The organism is Nonomuraea sp. NPDC001684 (genome assembly GCF_053596515.1).
The window spans coordinates 1-15,854 of record NZ_JBSFGJ010000214.1; the positions used below are offsets into that span (position 1 = coordinate 1).

The window sequence follows — 15,854 nt, forward strand, 5'->3', positions numbered from 1 at the left end:
CTCCTGGAAGTAGCCCACCCCTGTGATGTCAGGCGTACTCCTGCCGGGGTCGCCTGGCAACAGCCCGCGGCCGCCGGCCCGCGACGAGCACGGCCACGATCGCCAGCAGCAGCCAGGCCGAGGTCAGGACGATCAGCCAGGTCCATCCGGCGTGGCCGTAGACGGCGCTGCCCGCCGTGCCGCCGGCGCCGCTGCCCAGGTAGTAGCACAGGGTGTAGATCCCGGCGGCGCGACCGCGGGCGGCCGGCGGGGCCTGCGCGGCGACCCACGCGTTGGCCACGGCGTGCGCGGCGAAGAACCCGGCGGTCAGCACGGCGAACCCGGTCACGACCGCGGCCAGGGGGCCGAGCGCGGTCAGCGCCGAGCCGGCGGCCGTCACGGCCAGGGCGGCGACCAGGGCCGCCCGGCGTCCCAGGCGGTCCGCCAGCCGGCCGGCGGCGGCCGAGGAGGCGGTGCCGAGGGCGTAGGAGAGGAAGACCAGGGAGGCCACGGCGGGGGAGAGCGACAGCGGCGGCGCGGACAGGCGGAAGGAGGCGGCGTTGTAGAGGGCGACGAACGCGCCGACGCCCAGCGCCCCCACCGTGTACGGCGCCAGCAGCGCCGTCCCGATCCGGCCGCCGCCCCCGGTGCGCGGGGCACGGACGACGGGCGGCGGGGCGGGCAGCGTGCGGGCCGCGTACGCCGAGCAGAGCAGCGACCCGCCGGCCACCACCAGCAGCGCGCCCCGCCACCCCCACGGCCCGGCGGCGAACCCGGCGCCCAGCCGGCCCAGCATCCCGCCCACCGAGTTCCCGGCGATCATCACGCCGACCGCCCCGGCCAGCCGCGTCGCCCCCACCAGATCGGCCAGGTACGCCGCCCCGACCCCGGCGAACCCGGCGACCGCCACCCCCTGCGCCGCCCGCATCGCCACCAGCACGGGGAACGTCGGCGCCAGCGGCAGCGCCAGCCCGATCAGCGCCGAGGCCAGCACGGACCACACGATCATCCGCCGCCGCCCGACGACCTCCGCCAGCGCGGCCAGCGGCAGCACCGCCACCGCCAGCGCCGCCGTGGCCACGCCGACGGCCAGCGACGCGCCGCCGGGGTCGAGCCGGAAGTCGGCGGCCAGCTGCGGCAGGACGGGCTGAGGCGCGTACAGCAGGGCGAAGGAGGATACGCCGGCCGCCGCCACGGCCGGACCGGCCCGCCGGGTGCCGACTCGTTGAGCTTCGATGACCGCCATGCCTGGAAACGCTAAGCAAGGCTAATAAATACGTCCAATGCGGAAATAGGCCATAATTCATGCTGTGGTGGATGAATACCAGCTCGTGGACGAGCGGCTGGCCGCCGGGCTGGCTCCCACGCTCGCCCTGCTGGCCGCGGTGGGGGAGACCGGGCACGTCACGCGGGCGGCCGAGCTGCTCGGCATGCCGCAGCCCACCGCCAGCCGCCGCCTGGCCGCGCTGGCCGACCTGGTCGGCGCGCCCCTCGTCGTCCCCTGCGGGCGGGGCATCCGCCTGACCAGGGCCGGGCGCGTCCTGGCCGCCGCCTCCGGCAAGGCGCTGGCCACCATGGAGTCGGCCGCCCGCGAGGTGCGCGAGGAGATCGACCCGGGCAGCGGCCGGATCGTGCTCGGGTTCCTGCACCTGCTGGGCCGCACGCTCGTCCCCTCGCTGATCCGGGGCTTCCGCGAGCGCCACCCGGGCGTGCGGTTCAGCCTGGCGCAGGGCTCGCGCCAGGACATGCTGCGCGCGCTCGCCGAGGGCGAGATCGACCTGGTGTTCGTCGCGCCCCTGCCCGACGGCGACCCGGGCCTGGCCGGGCACCCGCTCGCCGACCAGGAGCTGGTGCTGTCCGTGCCGCCCGGCCACCGGTTCGCCGGACGCGCCCGGGTGCGGCCCGCCGAGCTGGCCGGGGAGGAGTTGGTGACGCTCGAACACGGCTACGGCGTCCGCCAGATCACCGACGACCTGTGCGCGGCGGCCGGGTTCGCGCCCAGGATCGCCTTCGAGGGGCAGGAGTCGGAGACCGTGCGCGGCCTGGTGGCGGCCGGGCTCGGCGTGGCCGTGCTGCCCCGTCTGACGCCCGCCGAGGGCGTCGTGCAGATCCCGCTGTCGCCCCCGGTGTTCCGGACGATCGGGGCGTGCTGGCCCGCCGGGGCCCGGCTCACGCCCGCCGTGCGCGCCTTCCTGGACCACGTGCGCTCCGGCGCCGCCGACGTCGGCCCGGGGCTGCGGCCCTGCCGACACCCGTCCTCGCAGAAGTAGTTGACGGCTCATCGATTCTGTATGGAGACTTCAGCTGCACACGCCCTTCTGCGGATGGGGACGACCATGCCTGCCGAGTCGTTCAACGCCGGCGTCCATCTCACCGACCGCCTGGTCGAGGCCGGGCACGGCGACCGCGTCGCCGTCGCCGGGCCGCTGGGCGCCATGACGTACGCCCAGCTCGCCACGCACGTCGCCGAGCTGGCCGGCGGGCTGCGGGTGATGGGCGTGCGGCCGGAGGAGCGCGTGCTGCTCGTCCTGCCCGACCGGCCCGAGACGCTGATCACGATCCTGGCCGTGCTGCGGATGGGCGCGGTCGCCGTCCCGGTGCCCGCCCTGTACGACGGGGCCGAGCTGGGCGCGCTGATCCGCGACTCCAGAGCGCGGGTGGTGGTCTCCGCGCCCGAGTTCGAGCCGGCCGTGCAGGAGGCGCTGCTGTCGGCGCCCGAGGTCGTGGCGCTCGTGCTCACCGACGCGGGCCAGGCCCCCGGCCACGTCGCGCGCATCGCCACCGCGACCGGAGCGGGCCCGTCGGCGGCGGTCGAGCCCGGCGTGCCGGTCTGCCTGTGGTCGGACGTGCTGGAGGCCGGCCGCGGCGCGACCGGCGCGTACGACACCTGGCCCGACTCGCCCGCGCTGTGGCTCTACACCGCCGGCACCACCGGCGCGCCCAAGGCGGCCATGCACCGCCACGGCGCGCTGCGCGACGTCCACGAGGCGTACGGGCGGCAGGTGCTCGGCGTGCGCCCCGAGGACCGGTGCCTCTCGGCGGCCCGGCTGTTCTCCGCCTACGGGCTCGGCAACTCCCTGATCCTCCCGCTGGCCGCGGGCGCGACCACGATCCTCGACCCCGCCGCGCCCACCCCGGGCGGCGTCGTCGAACGCCTGCTGGCCGAGCGCCCCACCCTGTTCTTCGCCGGCCCGTCGTTCTACGCCGCGCTGCTGGCCGCCGAGGCCCCCAAGGACGCCTTCGCCTCGGTCCGCCTGGCCGTCTCCGCGGGCGAGGCGCTGCCCGCCGAGCTCCACCGCCGCTTCACCGGCCGCTTCGGCGTGGACCTCATCGACGGCCTGGGCTCCGCCGAGTCGCTGCACGTCTTCCTCTCCGGCCGTCCGGGCCAGGCGCCCCCCGCCGGCTCGGGCGCCGTCGTGCCCGGCTACGAGGTGCGCCTCCTGGACGACTCCGGCGCGCCCGTCCCCGACGGCGAGCCCGGTCACCTGTACGTGCGCGGCGACTCGATCGCCACCGGCTACTGGTGCCGCACCGCCGCCACCCGCCAGGCGTTCCAGGGCGAGTGGCTGCGCACCGGCGACACCTGCGCCCGCGCCGCCGACGGCTCCTACCGCTTCCTGGGCCGCTCCGGCGACCTGATCAGGACGGGCGGCGCCTGGACGTCACCCCTGGAGGCCGAGGCCCGGCTGCTGGAGCACCCCTCGGTCGCCGAGTGCGCGGTGGTCGCCCACGCCGGCGCCGACGGGCCGGACCGGCCGGTCGCCTGCGTGGTGCCCAGGCCGGGCCGCCCGATCGACGCGGGCGAGCTCATCGCGTTCTGCCGCGAGGTCCTGGCCGCCGACCGGCTCCCGCACGAGGTGCTGGTCCTGGACGAGCTGCCGAGGACGGCGACGGGCGCGGTCCAGCGCGCGGTGCTCCGGCAACTGGCCGCCGACCTGCTCGGCAAGTGACCGGCGCGGGCTCTCAGAAGGCGTCGCGCAGTTCGCGTTTGAGCACCTTGCCGGAGGCGTTCTTCGGCAGCGCGTCCACGAACACCACGTTCTTGGGCGTCTTGAAGGAGGCCAGCCGCTCGCGCAGGAACGCGTTCAGCTCGGCGGCGGTCAGCCCCGCGCCCTCGCGCAGCACCACGGCGGCCGTCACCGCCTCGATCCACCGCTCGTCCGGGACGCCGAACACGGCCGCCTCGGCGACCGCCGGATGCTGGTAGATGACCTCCTCCACCTCGCGGCTCGCCACGTTCTCGCCGCCGGACTTGATCATGTCCTTCTTCCGGTCGACCACCGACAGGTAGCCGTCGGCGTCCATGACGCCGAGGTCGCCGCTGTGGAACCAGCCGCCGCGGAACGCCTCGGCGGTCTTGTCGGGGTCGTTCCAGTAGCCGAGCATGGCGTGCGGGCTGCGGTGGACGATCTCGCCGACCACGCCCGGCGCCACCGGCCGGTCCTCGTCGTCGACGATCCTGGTCTCGACGTTGAGCGCGGGTCGCCCGGCCGAGCCCAGCCGGGTCAGCTGCTCCTCGGGCCGCAGGATGGTGGCCAGCGGCGCCATCTCGGTCTGGCCGTAGAAGTTGAACAGGCGCACGTCCGGCAGCCGGGCCGAGATCTCCTTCAGCACCTCGACCGGCATGATCGAGGCGCCGTAGTAGCCCTTGCGCAGCGAGGACAGGTCACGGCGGTCGAAGTCGGGGTGGCGCAGCAGGGCGATCCACACCGTGGGCGGGCAGAACAGCTTGGTCGCGCGCTCGCCCTCGATGGTGGCCAGGATCGAGGCCGGGTCGGCGCCCGGCAGGATGAGGTTGGTGGCGCCCAGGTAGATGCCGGGCGTCAGGAAGCAGTGGAGCTGGGCGCAGTGGTAGAGGGGCAGCGCGTGCACCTCGACATCGTCGGAGCTCATCTCGCCGTCGACGACGCAGCTCACGTACTGGGCCAGCAGGCTCCCGCTGGACAGCGTGGCGCCCTTGGGCCGGGACTCGGTGCCGCTGGTGTACATGAGCTGGATCGGGTCGTCGGCGGCGATCTCCACCTGCGGCTCGGCGTCGTCGCCGCGCCAGGTGGAGAAGGACTCCCAGCCCTCGGCCGCGCCGATCACGCCGCGCACCCGCACGGCGGGCCCGGCCGCGGCCTCGGCCACCGGCAGCAGCGCCTCCTCCGCCAGCATCCCCGTCGCGCCGGAGTGCTCCAGGATGTAGGCCACCTCGCGTGGCCCGAGCATGAAGTTGATCGGCACGGAGATCGCGCCCAGCCGGGCCAGCGCGAAGTAGGCCACCACGAAGGCATGGTTGTTATGGCTGAACAGGGCGAACCGGTCGCCCTTGGCCACGCCGCGCGCCGCCAGCGCGTTGGCCGTGCGGTTGACCTCCAGGTCGAGATCGGCGTAGCTCTGGCGGACGTTGCCGTAGATCACGGCGGTCTTGGCGGGGAACCTGGCGGCCGAGCGCCGCAGGAGGTCGCCGATCGTGTGCTGGCGCGTGGTCATGCTGGGCACCCCCATGCCGAATGATGTTCGGCGATCGTACCCGACGAAGGAGGCGCCCGCCGACCCCCGGCGGACGCCTCCTCGGGGTCACCCTGGCTGGGTGACGCCGTTGACCTTCAGCGTGTACGGCGCGTACTGCTGGACCTGCTCGGTCGGCTCGTCATAGGCCACGATCGCGACCACCGACGGGAAGACCGCGAACGGCGCGAGCTGCAGCCGGTTGAGGCTGATCGAGCCCTTGCCGTCGAACTGGGCCTGCAGCACCACCGAGTGCCGCTCGTCCAGGCCGACCAGACGCACGTTCCAGTTGCTGACCGGCGTCGGGGAGATCTCGGTCGGGGAGTCGAACGGCTCCAGGCCGGCCCCGTCGCTCACCGCCGTCGCGCCCACCGTGACGTCGTCGATCTTCCAGCCGCCCTCGTTGACCCCGCCGTCGCTGACGTACTGGAAGCCGACGAGGATCTCCTTGCCCGCGTAGGCGGACAGGCTGTAGGTGTGCGGCTGGAACCCGGTGGTGGTGCCGTTGACGGCCGGGCCGAGCGGGCCGGCCACCGTCTTGTCACCGGGGATCGCGGTGTAGGTCTTGCCGCCGTCAGCGGAGACGATCACGTAGCCGTAGTCGAAGCCGGACTCCGCGCCGTACTTGGCGAGGAAGCGCAGCGTCGGGTCGGCGGCCGGGACCGTCACCTTGGTCACCGCGGCGACGTTGAGGTTGCTGGCGTTGCCCGACCACAGCACCGGGTTGCCCGCGCGGTCGGGGTCGTCGGAGACGACGGTCCAGGCCAGCGGGATCGGCGGCAGCGTCTTGGCGCCCTGGAAGGACAGCGAGGTGGGCGCCGCGCCGCCCGGCTTGCGGATCTGCACGTAGTCGGCGCCGTTCGGGGCCGCCCCCGGAGTGTTGTACGCGGCCGGGTTGGCGAGGTTGACCGTGGAGTTCAGGCTCGCGGTCGTCACCCGCTTCTTCGGCACGCCCAGCACCACGCCGCGGCTGCCCACGACCTTGTCCACCAGCACCATCGTCTGGTAGTCGTGCAGCACCTGGTACAGGTCCGTGCTGCCGAGCGCCGCCTTGACGCTGGCCAGGCCCTGCAGGGAGCCGTCACGGTGCAGCTTGGACAGGAAGTCCGCGCCGTACCGGTCGTACAGGAACAACATGAACGAGTACGCGTTGCCGTAGTCGGCCAGCACCGCGTCCGGGTTGCCGCCGTCGCCCCACAGGTTGAGCGAGTTCTGCGGGCCGCCGCAGTTGCGCGGGTTCGGGTTGTACGGCGTCTGGACGATGCCGAAGCCCTGGAAGCAGTTGATGTGGTTGTCGAAGCCCTTCTCGAACACCGTCGCCTTGGGGTTGCCGTAACCCGTCACCGAGATCGCGAAGTCCGACAGGCCCTCGTTCATCCAGGTGGTCTCAAGCGGGTCGGTGTAGTAGTGCAGCAGGTGCTGCCACTCGTGGGCGAAGACGCCCTCGTACTGGAAGGGCCGGGCCGAGCGCGAGGTGCACACGTCGGAGGTCGGGTTGTCCGGCGGGTTCGCGCCGGTCCTGTGCAGCCAGTCGAACGCGTCGATCGTCATCACGTTGCGGTCGAGCAGCTCGTTGTACTGGGAGGAGAAGAAGCCCGCGATGTACGTGGTCGCGGCCGGGAAGGTGTAGTAGTTGTCGTCCCGGACGTTGTCGATCAGCGTCACCGTGCGGTCGCCGGCGCCGGTGTAGACGCCGCCGTTGCCGTTGGCGTCGGGGCCGAGCACGGCGTTCGTGCCGTCCCGGTCCGGCGGCGTGCTGAAGGTCGCGGTCTCCTTCGGGTACATGTTCGTGTCGAACTGCTGCACCAGGTTCGTGACCTGGGCGTCGGTGATCTCCGTCGTCCCGGGCACCTGCATCCGGCAGTCGCCGGCCGGGAAGGCCAGGTCGTTGGCGACCCAGACCTCGATCTTGTCGCCGACGCCGCGCAGCGTGTAGTCCTTGCGGTACAGGCGGCCGTTGTAGTCGTCCGTGGCCAGCCACTGCCGTACGGTGCCGACCGGCGGCGTCTCGGCGGCGGCCTTGGCCGTGGCCTTGCGGGCCTCGTATTTCGCGGGGACCTTGACGGGCTTGCCGTCGAGGGTGAAGTCCTTGCGGGTGAGCTCCTTGACGTCGCTCGGCGGCGCGGCCGTGGCGGCCGCCTGCGGGGACTCGGCCGACGCGGGTATCGCGGTCAGCGTGGGCAGTAAGAGAAGTGCGGCAGCGATTCCGATGATTCGGGTGCGCGCCATTGAACCCCCTAGGTATGGGTGTTGCCCGGATGGAACAGGGGTGACATCCGGTAATTACCGGAACCGAATTGGCGCGCGCAATGGGGGCATTTGCCAACAAAATGCGGTGGAATTGGCGATCAAACCAGAACGGCCAGTCGCCGGTACGACTCCAGCCGCCGCTCCAGGTCGTAGGTGTTCATCGTGACCAGCACCTCGTCGGCGCCGGTGTCCGCCACCAGTGAGCCCAGCGCGACCGCCACCTCCGGCGCGGTGCCGTGGATCTGCCCCTTCAGCGCCTCCGCCAGCAGCGCCCGCTCCCGCCCGGTCAGCTCCAGCCGGGCGATCTCCTCGGCCGGCACCAGCGGCGGGAACGCGCCGCTGGTGCGCGAGCGCGCCGTGGACCACGCCTCCGGCAGCTGGAGCTGCGCCGCCTCCTCGCGGGTCGCCCCGACCGCGACGCTGACCGCCGCCATCACGTACGGCCGCGCCGCCCACTCCGAGGGCCGGAACCCCGCCCGGTAGCGCGCCGCCGCCTCCACCGCCCGCGGCCCGGCGCCGATCACCATGGGCAGCCCGAGCTCCGCCGCCAGATCCGCCCCCGACCCCATGGCCAGCACGAACACCTGCGGACGCAGCCCCTCGGCCGGGACGGCGTGCACGCCCGGATGCGCCCGCTGCCCGCCGGTGAAGTACCCCAGCAACTCGCCGACCTGGTCGCCGAACCCGTCCGCGGCCTCCTTGCCGTGGCCGAGCGCCCGCCGGACGCCGCCCGTGAACCCCACCGAACGCCCGAGCCCCATGTCGATCCGCCCCGGGTGCAGCGACTCCAGCACGCCGAACTGCTCGGCCACCACCAGCGGCCGGTGGTTGGGCAGCATCACGCCGCCGGTGCCCACCCGGATCCGCCCGGTCGCCGCCGCGACGGCCGCGGCCAGCACGGTCGGCGCCGCCCCCGCCACGCCGGGCACGCTGTGGTGCTCGGCCACCCAGAACCGGTGGTAGCCCAGCTCCTCGGCCTGCCGGGCGAACGCGACGGTGTCCCGCAGCGCGGTGGCCGCGTCGGAGCCCCGGCGCAGGAGCGAACGGTCGAGAATCGAGTACAGGGTCACGCCTGCGTGCAACGCCGCACGCCCCGGGATCAATCCAGCGGGTCCCACGGGACGGCGTCGTAGCAGGAGAGCAGCCGGGCCAGCGTCGGGCCGTCCTGCCGCAGCGGGACGCCGTCGACCTCGCCGACCGGGACCACGCCGTGGGAGTTGCACAGGAACACCAGGTCGAAGCCCGGCAGGTCGGCGACCCGCAGCGGGCGGCGCTCCTGGGGCACGTCGATGCCCTCCAGCAGGCCCATGGCGGTGCCGCGCAGCATCGGCGCGTCCGGCCACACCAGGCGCCCGCCGGACCAGCAGCCGACGTTCGTGATCGCGCCCTCGCTGATCAGGCCGTCGGCGGTGGTCAGCAGCGCCTCGTCGAAGCCCAGGGGCGCGACGGTCCGCCGCAGGTGCGCCTGGGCGAAGCCGGCCGCCTTCTTGATGTGCGGCAGGTAACGCTGGTAGACGACCGCCGCGACGCGCTGCGGGCGGCTGGAGACCTCGGTGGGCGGGGCGGCGGTGGCCACGACGCGCGGGCGGCCGTCGTGCTCGACCACGTAGACCCGCACGCCCGCGTCGCGCAGGTCGTCGCCGAGCACGGCCCGGATCGCGCCGAGCACCGCCTCAGGGTCGAGCCGGGCGCCGAACAGCTCCAGGTTGGCCGCCGCCAGCCGCTCCAGGTGCAGGGCCAGGCCGCGGGTGCGCCGATCTCTGACCTGCATGGCGGTGAAGTGCCCGTAGCGGGCCTCCAGCGCGAAGCGCGCGTCGGCGCCCACCGGCCTGCCCTCGACCACCGCTCGTACGATCATGCGTCCAGCATGTCCTGTCCGCCGGCCCCCGCGCGCATGATCGTGAAGGGCGCCAGCTCGCCGAGCCCGCGCACCGACAGCCGGTCGACCGCGCGCAGCAGGAAGGCGCGGTCGCCCTCCAGTTCCTCGGCCATCTCGGGGTCGGCCAGGATCGTTCCCGGCAGGGAGAGCGCGGTGAGCCGGCTGGCCAGGTTGACGGTGGTGCCGAACACGTCGCCCATGCGCCAGATCACCGGCCCGGCGGCCAGGCCCACCCGCAGCTCGGGCATGTCCCGGCCGCGGTGGGTCTCCACCAGGCGCAGCGCGATCTCGGCCGCCACGTGCGACTTGTCGGCCACGAACAGCACCGAGTCGCCGAGCGTCTTGACCACCCGCCCGCCCGAGGACGTGACCACGTCGGCCGAGCGGCCCTCGAACCTGTCGACCAGCCGGGCCAGCTCGGTCGCCGTGATCTGCCGGCTGAGCCGGGTGAAGGCCACCAGGTCGGCGAACCCCACCGCCATGCGCACGGCGCTCATGTCCTGGTCGGCCAGCCGGCCGGCGGCGGCGGCGAGCTGCCGCTGCCAGGCGTAGACCAGCAGCCGCGCCAGGTCGGGCACCACCCGCTCGGCCCGCCGCCGCCAGGCCCGCGGGCGTTCGGCCAGCGGCACGCCCGCCTGGTCGAGCGCCTCGGCGCCCAGCTCGGCCTGCGACTCGGCGAGCCGGGCCGTCGCCCGCCCGATCGAGCGGGCCATCAGCAGCATGTGCTCCTCGTCGTAGGCGCCGGAGCTGACCATCGAGAGCATGGTGCGCAGCGCCTCGACGTCGGAGTCGGTGAACTCGACCGCGTCGTCGGCCACGTTGGCGAACCCCAGCGCCCGCCACAACCGGCGCGCCCGGTAGACCGGGACCCCGGCCATGTGGGCCACCTGGTGGCTGGTGTAGCGGCGCGGCGCGCGCAGGAACGCCTCCGCCACCCCGTCCCCGTCCTCGCGTGACACGCGTGCAACATAACACCCTGTGGCGGGCGTCACTCCAGGAGGGCGCGCAGGGCGGGCCGCTCGGCGTCGGGCAGGTGGACGGCGTAGTAGTCGTACATGGACCGGCGCAGCAGGCGCGCGGCCGAGGCCCCGTCGCCGGCGCGCACGGCGGCCAGCACCTCCTCGTGGTGCCGGATGCTGCGCCGCATCAGCGACTCGCGGTCGGGCGCGTCGGCGATCTTCCCGGCGATCAGCCCCAGCACGACCGAGCGGACCACGTCGGTGCAGACCTGGATCAGCGTGTTGCCGCTGGCCGCCACGACGACGTCATGGAAGGCCACGTCGGCGGCGCTGAAGGCGTCGTGGTCGGACGCGGACGCGGACGCGGAGGCGGAGGCGGACGCCGTGGCGGCGGGCGCGGCGGCGCGCATGGCGGCGCGCATGTCGGCGATGGCCGCCTCCATCTCGGCGAGCTGCTCCTCGGTGCGCAGCCGCGCGGCCAGCAGCACGGCCGAGGAGTCGAGCACCATCCTGAACTGCACCAGCTCGGCGAGCGACAGCTCGGCCACCCGCGCCAGCGTGGTCATCGACTTGTGTAAGGCGGCGGGGGAGAACGGCAGCACCTCCGCGCCGTTGGGATCGCCCGGCCGGGACCGCACCAGGCCGCGCGCCTGGAGCACGCGCAGCGCCTCCCGCACCGTGGAGCGCCCGACGGAGAACTGCACCATCAGCTCGCGCTCGCTCGGCAGCCGCGCCCCCGGCCCGAGGGCCCCGCTCTCGATGGCCTCCTCGACCTGTTCCACGACCCGCTCGTAAGCGCGTACGGCCCGCACCGGCTCGAACCGTGCACCCATCGGAAGCCCCCTTGACCCGAGCCGTCACGGACTGGCAATGTGCGTAGCCTACTGGTCAGACCAGTGCACTAGCCAGGAGGCTGTAAGACATGAGGCGAATCGGAATCTGGATCGCCGTGGGCGGTCTCCTGCTGGTCACAGCCGCCTGTGGCGGCGGCTCCGGCTCGGGCGGTTCCGGCACCGCGGGCACCCCCAAGGCCCAGTCCCTGTCCGTAGGGTTCGTGGCCGAGCCGGCCAACCTCGACTTCACCGCCACCGAGGGCGCGGCCATCCCGCAGGCGTTGCTGGTCAACGTCTACGAGGGCCTGGTCAAGCTCGACCAGGACGGCGCGATCAAGCCGCTGCTGGCCGAGAAGTGGTCGGTCTCCGACGACCGGAAGACCTACACCTTCACCCTGCGCAAGGGCGTCACGTTCAGCAGCGGGGCGCCGTTCACGGCCGACGACGTGGTGTTCTCGCTCGACCGGGTCAGGAGCGACTGGAAGCTCAAGATCAAGGCCCAGCTCGACGTCATCGACAAGGTCGCCAAGACCGACGACGCCACCGCCGTCGTCACCCTCAAGCGGCCGAGCAACGGCTTCCTCTACGCCCTGGCCACCCGCCTCGGCGCCATGTTCAGCCGCACCGGCGTGGCCGATCTGGCCAACAAGCCCGTCGGCACCGGGCCGTACACGCTGGGGGCGTGGAAGCGCGGCGAGTCGATCCAGCTCGCCGCCAACCCCTCCTACTGGGGCGCCAAGCCGGCGCTGTCGGCGATCACGCTGAAGTACTTCAAGGACGCCACGGCGATGAACAACGCGTTGCTGACCGGCGGCATCGACGTCATCTCCGCCGTGCAGGCGCCCGAGTCGCTGCAGCAGTTCGCCGATCCGAAGCGGTTCCAGACGGTCGAGGGCACCACCAACGGCGAGGTCGTGCTGTCCATGAACAACGCCCGGCCGCCGTTCGACGACGTCAAGGCCCGCCAGGCCGTCCGGTACGCCATCGACCACAAGGCGCTGCTGGACACCGCGTGGGCCGGGCGCGGCCAGCTCATCGGCTCTATGGTGCCGCCCACCGACCCCTGGTACGAGGACCGCACCGGCGACTACCCCCACGACCCGGCCAAGGCCAAGGAACTGCTGGGCGGCAGGACGCTGACGGTCAAGATGCGCATCCCCAACCTGCCGTACGCGGTGGCCGGCGCGCAGGTCGTGAAGTCGCAGCTGGCCCAGGTGGGCATCACGGCCGACATCGAGCCGCTGGAGTTCCCGGCCCGCTGGCTGGACGTGGTGTTCAAGCAGGGCGACTACGACCTGTCCATCATCAACCACGTCGAGCCCCGCGACATGGGGATTTTTGCCGATAAATCGTATTACTTCCACTACGACAACCCCGAGTTCGGCAAACTCCTCGCCTCCGCCGACGCCGGCACCGAGCAGCAGCAGACCGACGACCTGAAGAAGGCCGCCAAGCTGCTCTCCGACGACGCCGCCGCCGACTGGCTGTTCCTGTTCCCCAACCTGATCGTGGCGAAGAAGGGCGTCACCGGGCTGCCGAAGAACGCCATCGCGGAGTCCTTCGACTTCACCGGTCTCGCCAAGCAGTGACGCTCTACCTGCTCAAACGGCTGGCGGTGCTGATCGTGAGCGCCGCCGTCGCCGCCGTCGCGGTGTTCGCGTTCATGGCGCTGCTGCCCGGCGACCCGGCCGAGATCGCGCTCGGCGTCAACGTCACCCCCGACGCGGTCGCCGCGCTGCGCCGGCAGTTCGGCACCGACCGCCCGCCGGCCGTGCAGTTCCTCGACTGGATCGGCGGGCTGGCCCACGGCGACTTCGGCGTCTCCTACGTCACCAGCTCGCCCATCGGCCCGCAGATCGGCGAGCGGCTCGGCGTGACGGCCGTGCTGGTGCTCGGCGGCATGGTGCTGGCGCTGGCCGTCGCGGTGCCGCTCGGCACGTTCGCCGCCGTGCACCACCGCAACCCGCTAGGCGCGGCGATCAGCGCGGTCAGCCAGCTCGGCATCGCCGTCCCCGCCTTCCTGGCGGGCATCCTGCTGGTGTTCGTGTTCGCGGTGAAGGCCCAGGCCCTGCCCTCTGGCGGGTACGTCCCGATCGCCGACAGCCCGCAGGAGTGGCTGCGCTCGCTGCTGCTGCCGTGGTTGTCGCTCGGGCTCGTCCAGGGCGCCGTGCTCACCCGCTACGTGCGCAGCGCCGTCCTCGACGTCATGCGCGAGGACTACCTGCGCACCGCCCGCGCCAAGGGCCGCGGCAGCACCGGCGCCCTGTGGCGGCACGGCCTGCGCAACGCCTCGATCCCCGTGGTCACCGTGCTCGGCCTGCAACTGGCCACCCTGCTGGTCGGGGCGGTCGTGGTCGAGCGGGTCTTCGTGCTGCCCGGGCTCGGCGACCTGCTGCTCAACGGCGTCGCCGGGCGCGACCTGCTGCTCGTCCAGGGTGTGGTGATGGTGCTGGTGGCCGCGGTCCTGCTGATCAACTTCGTGGTGGACGTCGCCTACCGCCTGCTCGACCCGAGGCTGCGATGAAGGGCCGGGCGAACGCCGCGCTGCTGACCGGCGGCGCGCTGGTCGGGCTGGTGACGCTGGCCGCGCTGGTCTCGTTCGTCTGGACGCCGCACGACCCGACCCTCGTCGACGCCGCCCGCAAGCTGCGCGACCCCGGCGGCGGCTACCTGCTCGGCGCCGACAAGTTCGGCCGCGACACCCTCAGCCAGCTCATGGTCGGCGCGCGCACCACCCTCTACGTCGGCGTGGTGGCTGTCGGCATCGCCGCCGTCCTCGGCGTGCCGCTCGGCGTGGTCGCCGGGATGACGCCGCGCGGCTGGCTGTCGGAGCTGATCATGCGGGTCAACGACCTGGTGTTCGCCTTCCCCGCGCTGCTGCTGGCCGTCATGCTGGGCGCGGTCTACGGAGCCGGCACGCTCACCGCGATGATCGCGATCGGCGTGGCCACCGTGCCCGCGTTCGCACGGGTGGCCCGCGCCGCGACGCTCCAGGTCATGGTGACCGACTACATCCTGGCCGCGCGCGCCGCGGGCCGCCGCCGTGGCGCGATCGCCGTGCGGCACGTGCTGCCGAACATCGGGTCCGTGCTGATCGTGCAGGCGTCGGTGTCGTTCGCGATCGCGATCCTGGCCGAGGCGGCGCTGTCGTTCCTCGGGTTCGGCACCCGGCCGCCGACCCCGTCCTGGGGGCGGATGTTGCAGGAGTCGCAGGAGCTGCTGTTCTCCACCCCGCGCCTCGCGCTGTGGCCGGGCCTGGCGATCGCGCTCGCCGTCCTCGGGTTCAACCTGCTCGGCGACGGGCTGCGCGACCACCTCGATCCGAAGCTCAGGAGGGTCCGTGCTGACGGTTGAGAAGCTTTCCGTACGGGCCGGCGCGGTGGGGCTCGTGCACGACGTGTCGTTCGCGATCGGGCCCGGCGAGCGGGTCGGGCTGATCGGCGAGTCCGGGTCAGGCAAGTCGCTGACCGCGCTGTCGCTCATGGGCCTGCTGCCCGAGGGCGTCACCGCCGCCGGCACGGCCAGGCTCGGGGGACGCGACCTGGTCGGCGTGCCCGAGAAGCGGCTGAAGGACCTGCGCGGGCGCGAGTTGTCCATGGTCTTCCAGGAGCCGATGACCGCGCTCAACCCCCTCATGCGCGTCGGCGCGCAGGTCGCCGAGGCCATGACCCTGCACGGCGTCACCCGCGCCGAGGCCGGGCGGCGCGCGCTCGCGCTGCTGGACCGCGTCCGGCTCCCCGAACCCGGGCAGATCGCCCGCGCCTACCCCCACCAGCTCTCCGGCGGCCAGCGGCAGCGCGTCATGCTCGCCATCGCCCTGGCCAACGAGCCGGGGCTGCTCGTCTGCGACGAGCCGACCACCGCGCTCGACGTCACCGTGCAGAAGCAGATGCTGGAGCTGATCGCCGAGGTCGCCCCCGCGCTGCTGTTCATCACCCACGACCTGGCGGTGGTGGCCTCCGTCTGCGAGCGGGTGATCGTCATGTACGGCGGCCGCGTCGTCGAGACCGGGCCCATCCGCGAGGTCTTCACCCGCCCCCGCCACCGGTACACCGAGGGCCTGCTGGCCGCCTCCCGGCTCACGCCGCGCGGCACCAGGCTCCCGACCATCAAGGGCAGCGTGCCGCCCGCGGGCGCCTTCCCCGAGGGCTGCGTGTTCCGCAACCGCTGCCCGCACGCCACCCCGCGGTGCGAGACCCCGCCGGCGCTGACAGGAGACGGCCATGCCCACGCATGCTGGCACCCCACCGAATGAGCCCTCTGGCGACGCGTTGATCGAGGCGCGCCGTCTCAGCCGCGTCTACCACCGCCCGCGCACCTCGCTCACCAGGCCGGGCGCGCCCGTCCACGCCCTGCGGGAGGTGTCGCTGACCGTCCGCCGCGGCGAGCGGTTCGGCATCGTCGGCGAGTCCGGCTCCGGCAAGTCCACGCTGCTGCGCCTGCTGTGCGGCCTGGACCGGC

At 73.3% G+C, this 15,854-nt stretch carries 14 protein-coding genes; 7 read left to right on the forward strand and 7 right to left on the reverse strand.

Translation table 11 applies throughout. From position 1 onward, the window contains the following. Nucleotides 1-28 precede the first annotated feature (28 nt). Nucleotides 29-1,225 carry an MFS transporter gene (locus ACWCSD_RS30405; protein WP_397156259.1) on the reverse strand — a complete coding sequence of 399 codons (1,197 nt, stop codon included), beginning with the start codon at nucleotides 1,223-1,225 and terminating at the stop codon, nucleotides 29-31. Between the two features lie 64 nt (nucleotides 1,226-1,289). Here ACWCSD_RS30405 and ACWCSD_RS30410 point away from each other — a divergent pair, with 64 nt between their 5' ends. Beyond that, nucleotides 1,290-2,249 carry a LysR substrate-binding domain-containing protein gene (locus ACWCSD_RS30410; protein WP_449919910.1) on the forward strand — a complete coding sequence of 320 codons (960 nt, stop codon included), beginning with the start codon at nucleotides 1,290-1,292 and terminating at the stop codon, nucleotides 2,247-2,249. A gap of 66 nt (nucleotides 2,250-2,315) precedes the next feature. Then, nucleotides 2,316-3,929, forward strand: coding sequence for a benzoate-CoA ligase family protein (locus tag ACWCSD_RS30415; RefSeq protein WP_397156263.1), 1,614 nt, complete (start codon nucleotides 2,316-2,318; stop codon nucleotides 3,927-3,929). A 13-nt stretch (nucleotides 3,930-3,942) separates the two neighbouring features. Here ACWCSD_RS30415 and ACWCSD_RS30420 read toward each other — a convergent pair whose 3' ends face one another. The 6 genes from ACWCSD_RS30420 to ACWCSD_RS30445 form a co-directional block, all read right to left on the reverse strand. After that, entirely contained in the window at nucleotides 3,943-5,454 is a 1,512-nt protein-coding gene (locus ACWCSD_RS30420) for an acyl-CoA synthetase (RefSeq protein WP_358286176.1), read from the reverse strand. Between the two features lie 87 nt (nucleotides 5,455-5,541). Beyond that, the gene (locus ACWCSD_RS30425) at nucleotides 5,542-7,701 is read right to left on the reverse strand and encodes a choice-of-anchor J domain-containing protein (RefSeq protein WP_449919914.1); all 2,160 of its coding nucleotides are present in this window, start codon (nucleotides 7,699-7,701) and stop codon (nucleotides 5,542-5,544) included. 119 nt (nucleotides 7,702-7,820) lie between these two features. Continuing rightward, nucleotides 7,821-8,792: an LLM class flavin-dependent oxidoreductase gene (locus ACWCSD_RS30430; protein ID WP_449919916.1), complete on the reverse strand. Its 972-nt coding sequence runs from the start codon at nucleotides 8,790-8,792 to the stop codon at nucleotides 7,821-7,823. A 29-nt stretch (nucleotides 8,793-8,821) separates the two neighbouring features. Continuing rightward, nucleotides 8,822-9,580 carry an aminotransferase class IV gene (locus ACWCSD_RS30435; RefSeq protein ID WP_397156268.1) on the reverse strand — a complete coding sequence of 253 codons (759 nt, stop codon included), beginning with the start codon at nucleotides 9,578-9,580 and terminating at the stop codon, nucleotides 8,822-8,824. Continuing rightward, nucleotides 9,577-10,560, reverse strand: a complete 984-nt coding sequence (locus ACWCSD_RS30440) for an adenylate/guanylate cyclase domain-containing protein (RefSeq protein WP_358286184.1) — start codon at nucleotides 10,558-10,560, stop codon at nucleotides 9,577-9,579. The genes ACWCSD_RS30435 and ACWCSD_RS30440 overlap by 4 nt, the downstream gene beginning before the upstream one ends. Before the next feature lie 29 nt (nucleotides 10,561-10,589). Next, nucleotides 10,590-11,393, reverse strand: a complete 804-nt coding sequence (locus ACWCSD_RS30445) for a FadR/GntR family transcriptional regulator (RefSeq protein WP_449919920.1) — start codon at nucleotides 11,391-11,393, stop codon at nucleotides 10,590-10,592. Between the two features lie 89 nt (nucleotides 11,394-11,482). Between ACWCSD_RS30445 and ACWCSD_RS30450 the strand changes: the two genes are divergently transcribed. The 5 genes from ACWCSD_RS30450 to ACWCSD_RS30470 form a co-directional block, all read left to right on the forward strand. After that, complete coding sequence (locus ACWCSD_RS30450; RefSeq protein ID WP_449919922.1) at nucleotides 11,483-12,982, forward strand: ABC transporter substrate-binding protein; 1,500 nt, start codon at nucleotides 11,483-11,485, stop codon at nucleotides 12,980-12,982. Then, nucleotides 12,979-13,917 carry an ABC transporter permease gene (locus tag ACWCSD_RS30455; protein ID WP_449919924.1) on the forward strand — a complete coding sequence of 313 codons (939 nt, stop codon included), beginning with the start codon at nucleotides 12,979-12,981 and terminating at the stop codon, nucleotides 13,915-13,917. Before ACWCSD_RS30450 ends, ACWCSD_RS30455 begins: the two co-directional genes overlap by 4 nt. Continuing rightward, a complete protein-coding gene (locus ACWCSD_RS30460) occupies nucleotides 13,914-14,747 on the forward strand; it encodes an ABC transporter permease (protein WP_387669505.1) in 834 nt (277 codons plus the stop codon). The genes ACWCSD_RS30455 and ACWCSD_RS30460 overlap by 4 nt, the downstream gene beginning before the upstream one ends. Further along, nucleotides 14,734-15,648 (forward strand): ABC transporter ATP-binding protein, encoded by a 915-nt coding sequence (locus ACWCSD_RS30465; RefSeq protein WP_449919926.1) that lies wholly within the window; start codon nucleotides 14,734-14,736, stop codon nucleotides 15,646-15,648. Before ACWCSD_RS30460 ends, ACWCSD_RS30465 begins: the two co-directional genes overlap by 14 nt. 16 nt (nucleotides 15,649-15,664) lie before the next feature. Then, nucleotides 15,665-15,854 (forward strand): ATP-binding cassette domain-containing protein (locus ACWCSD_RS30470; protein WP_449919929.1); only part of this gene is annotated, 190 nt, incomplete at its 3' end.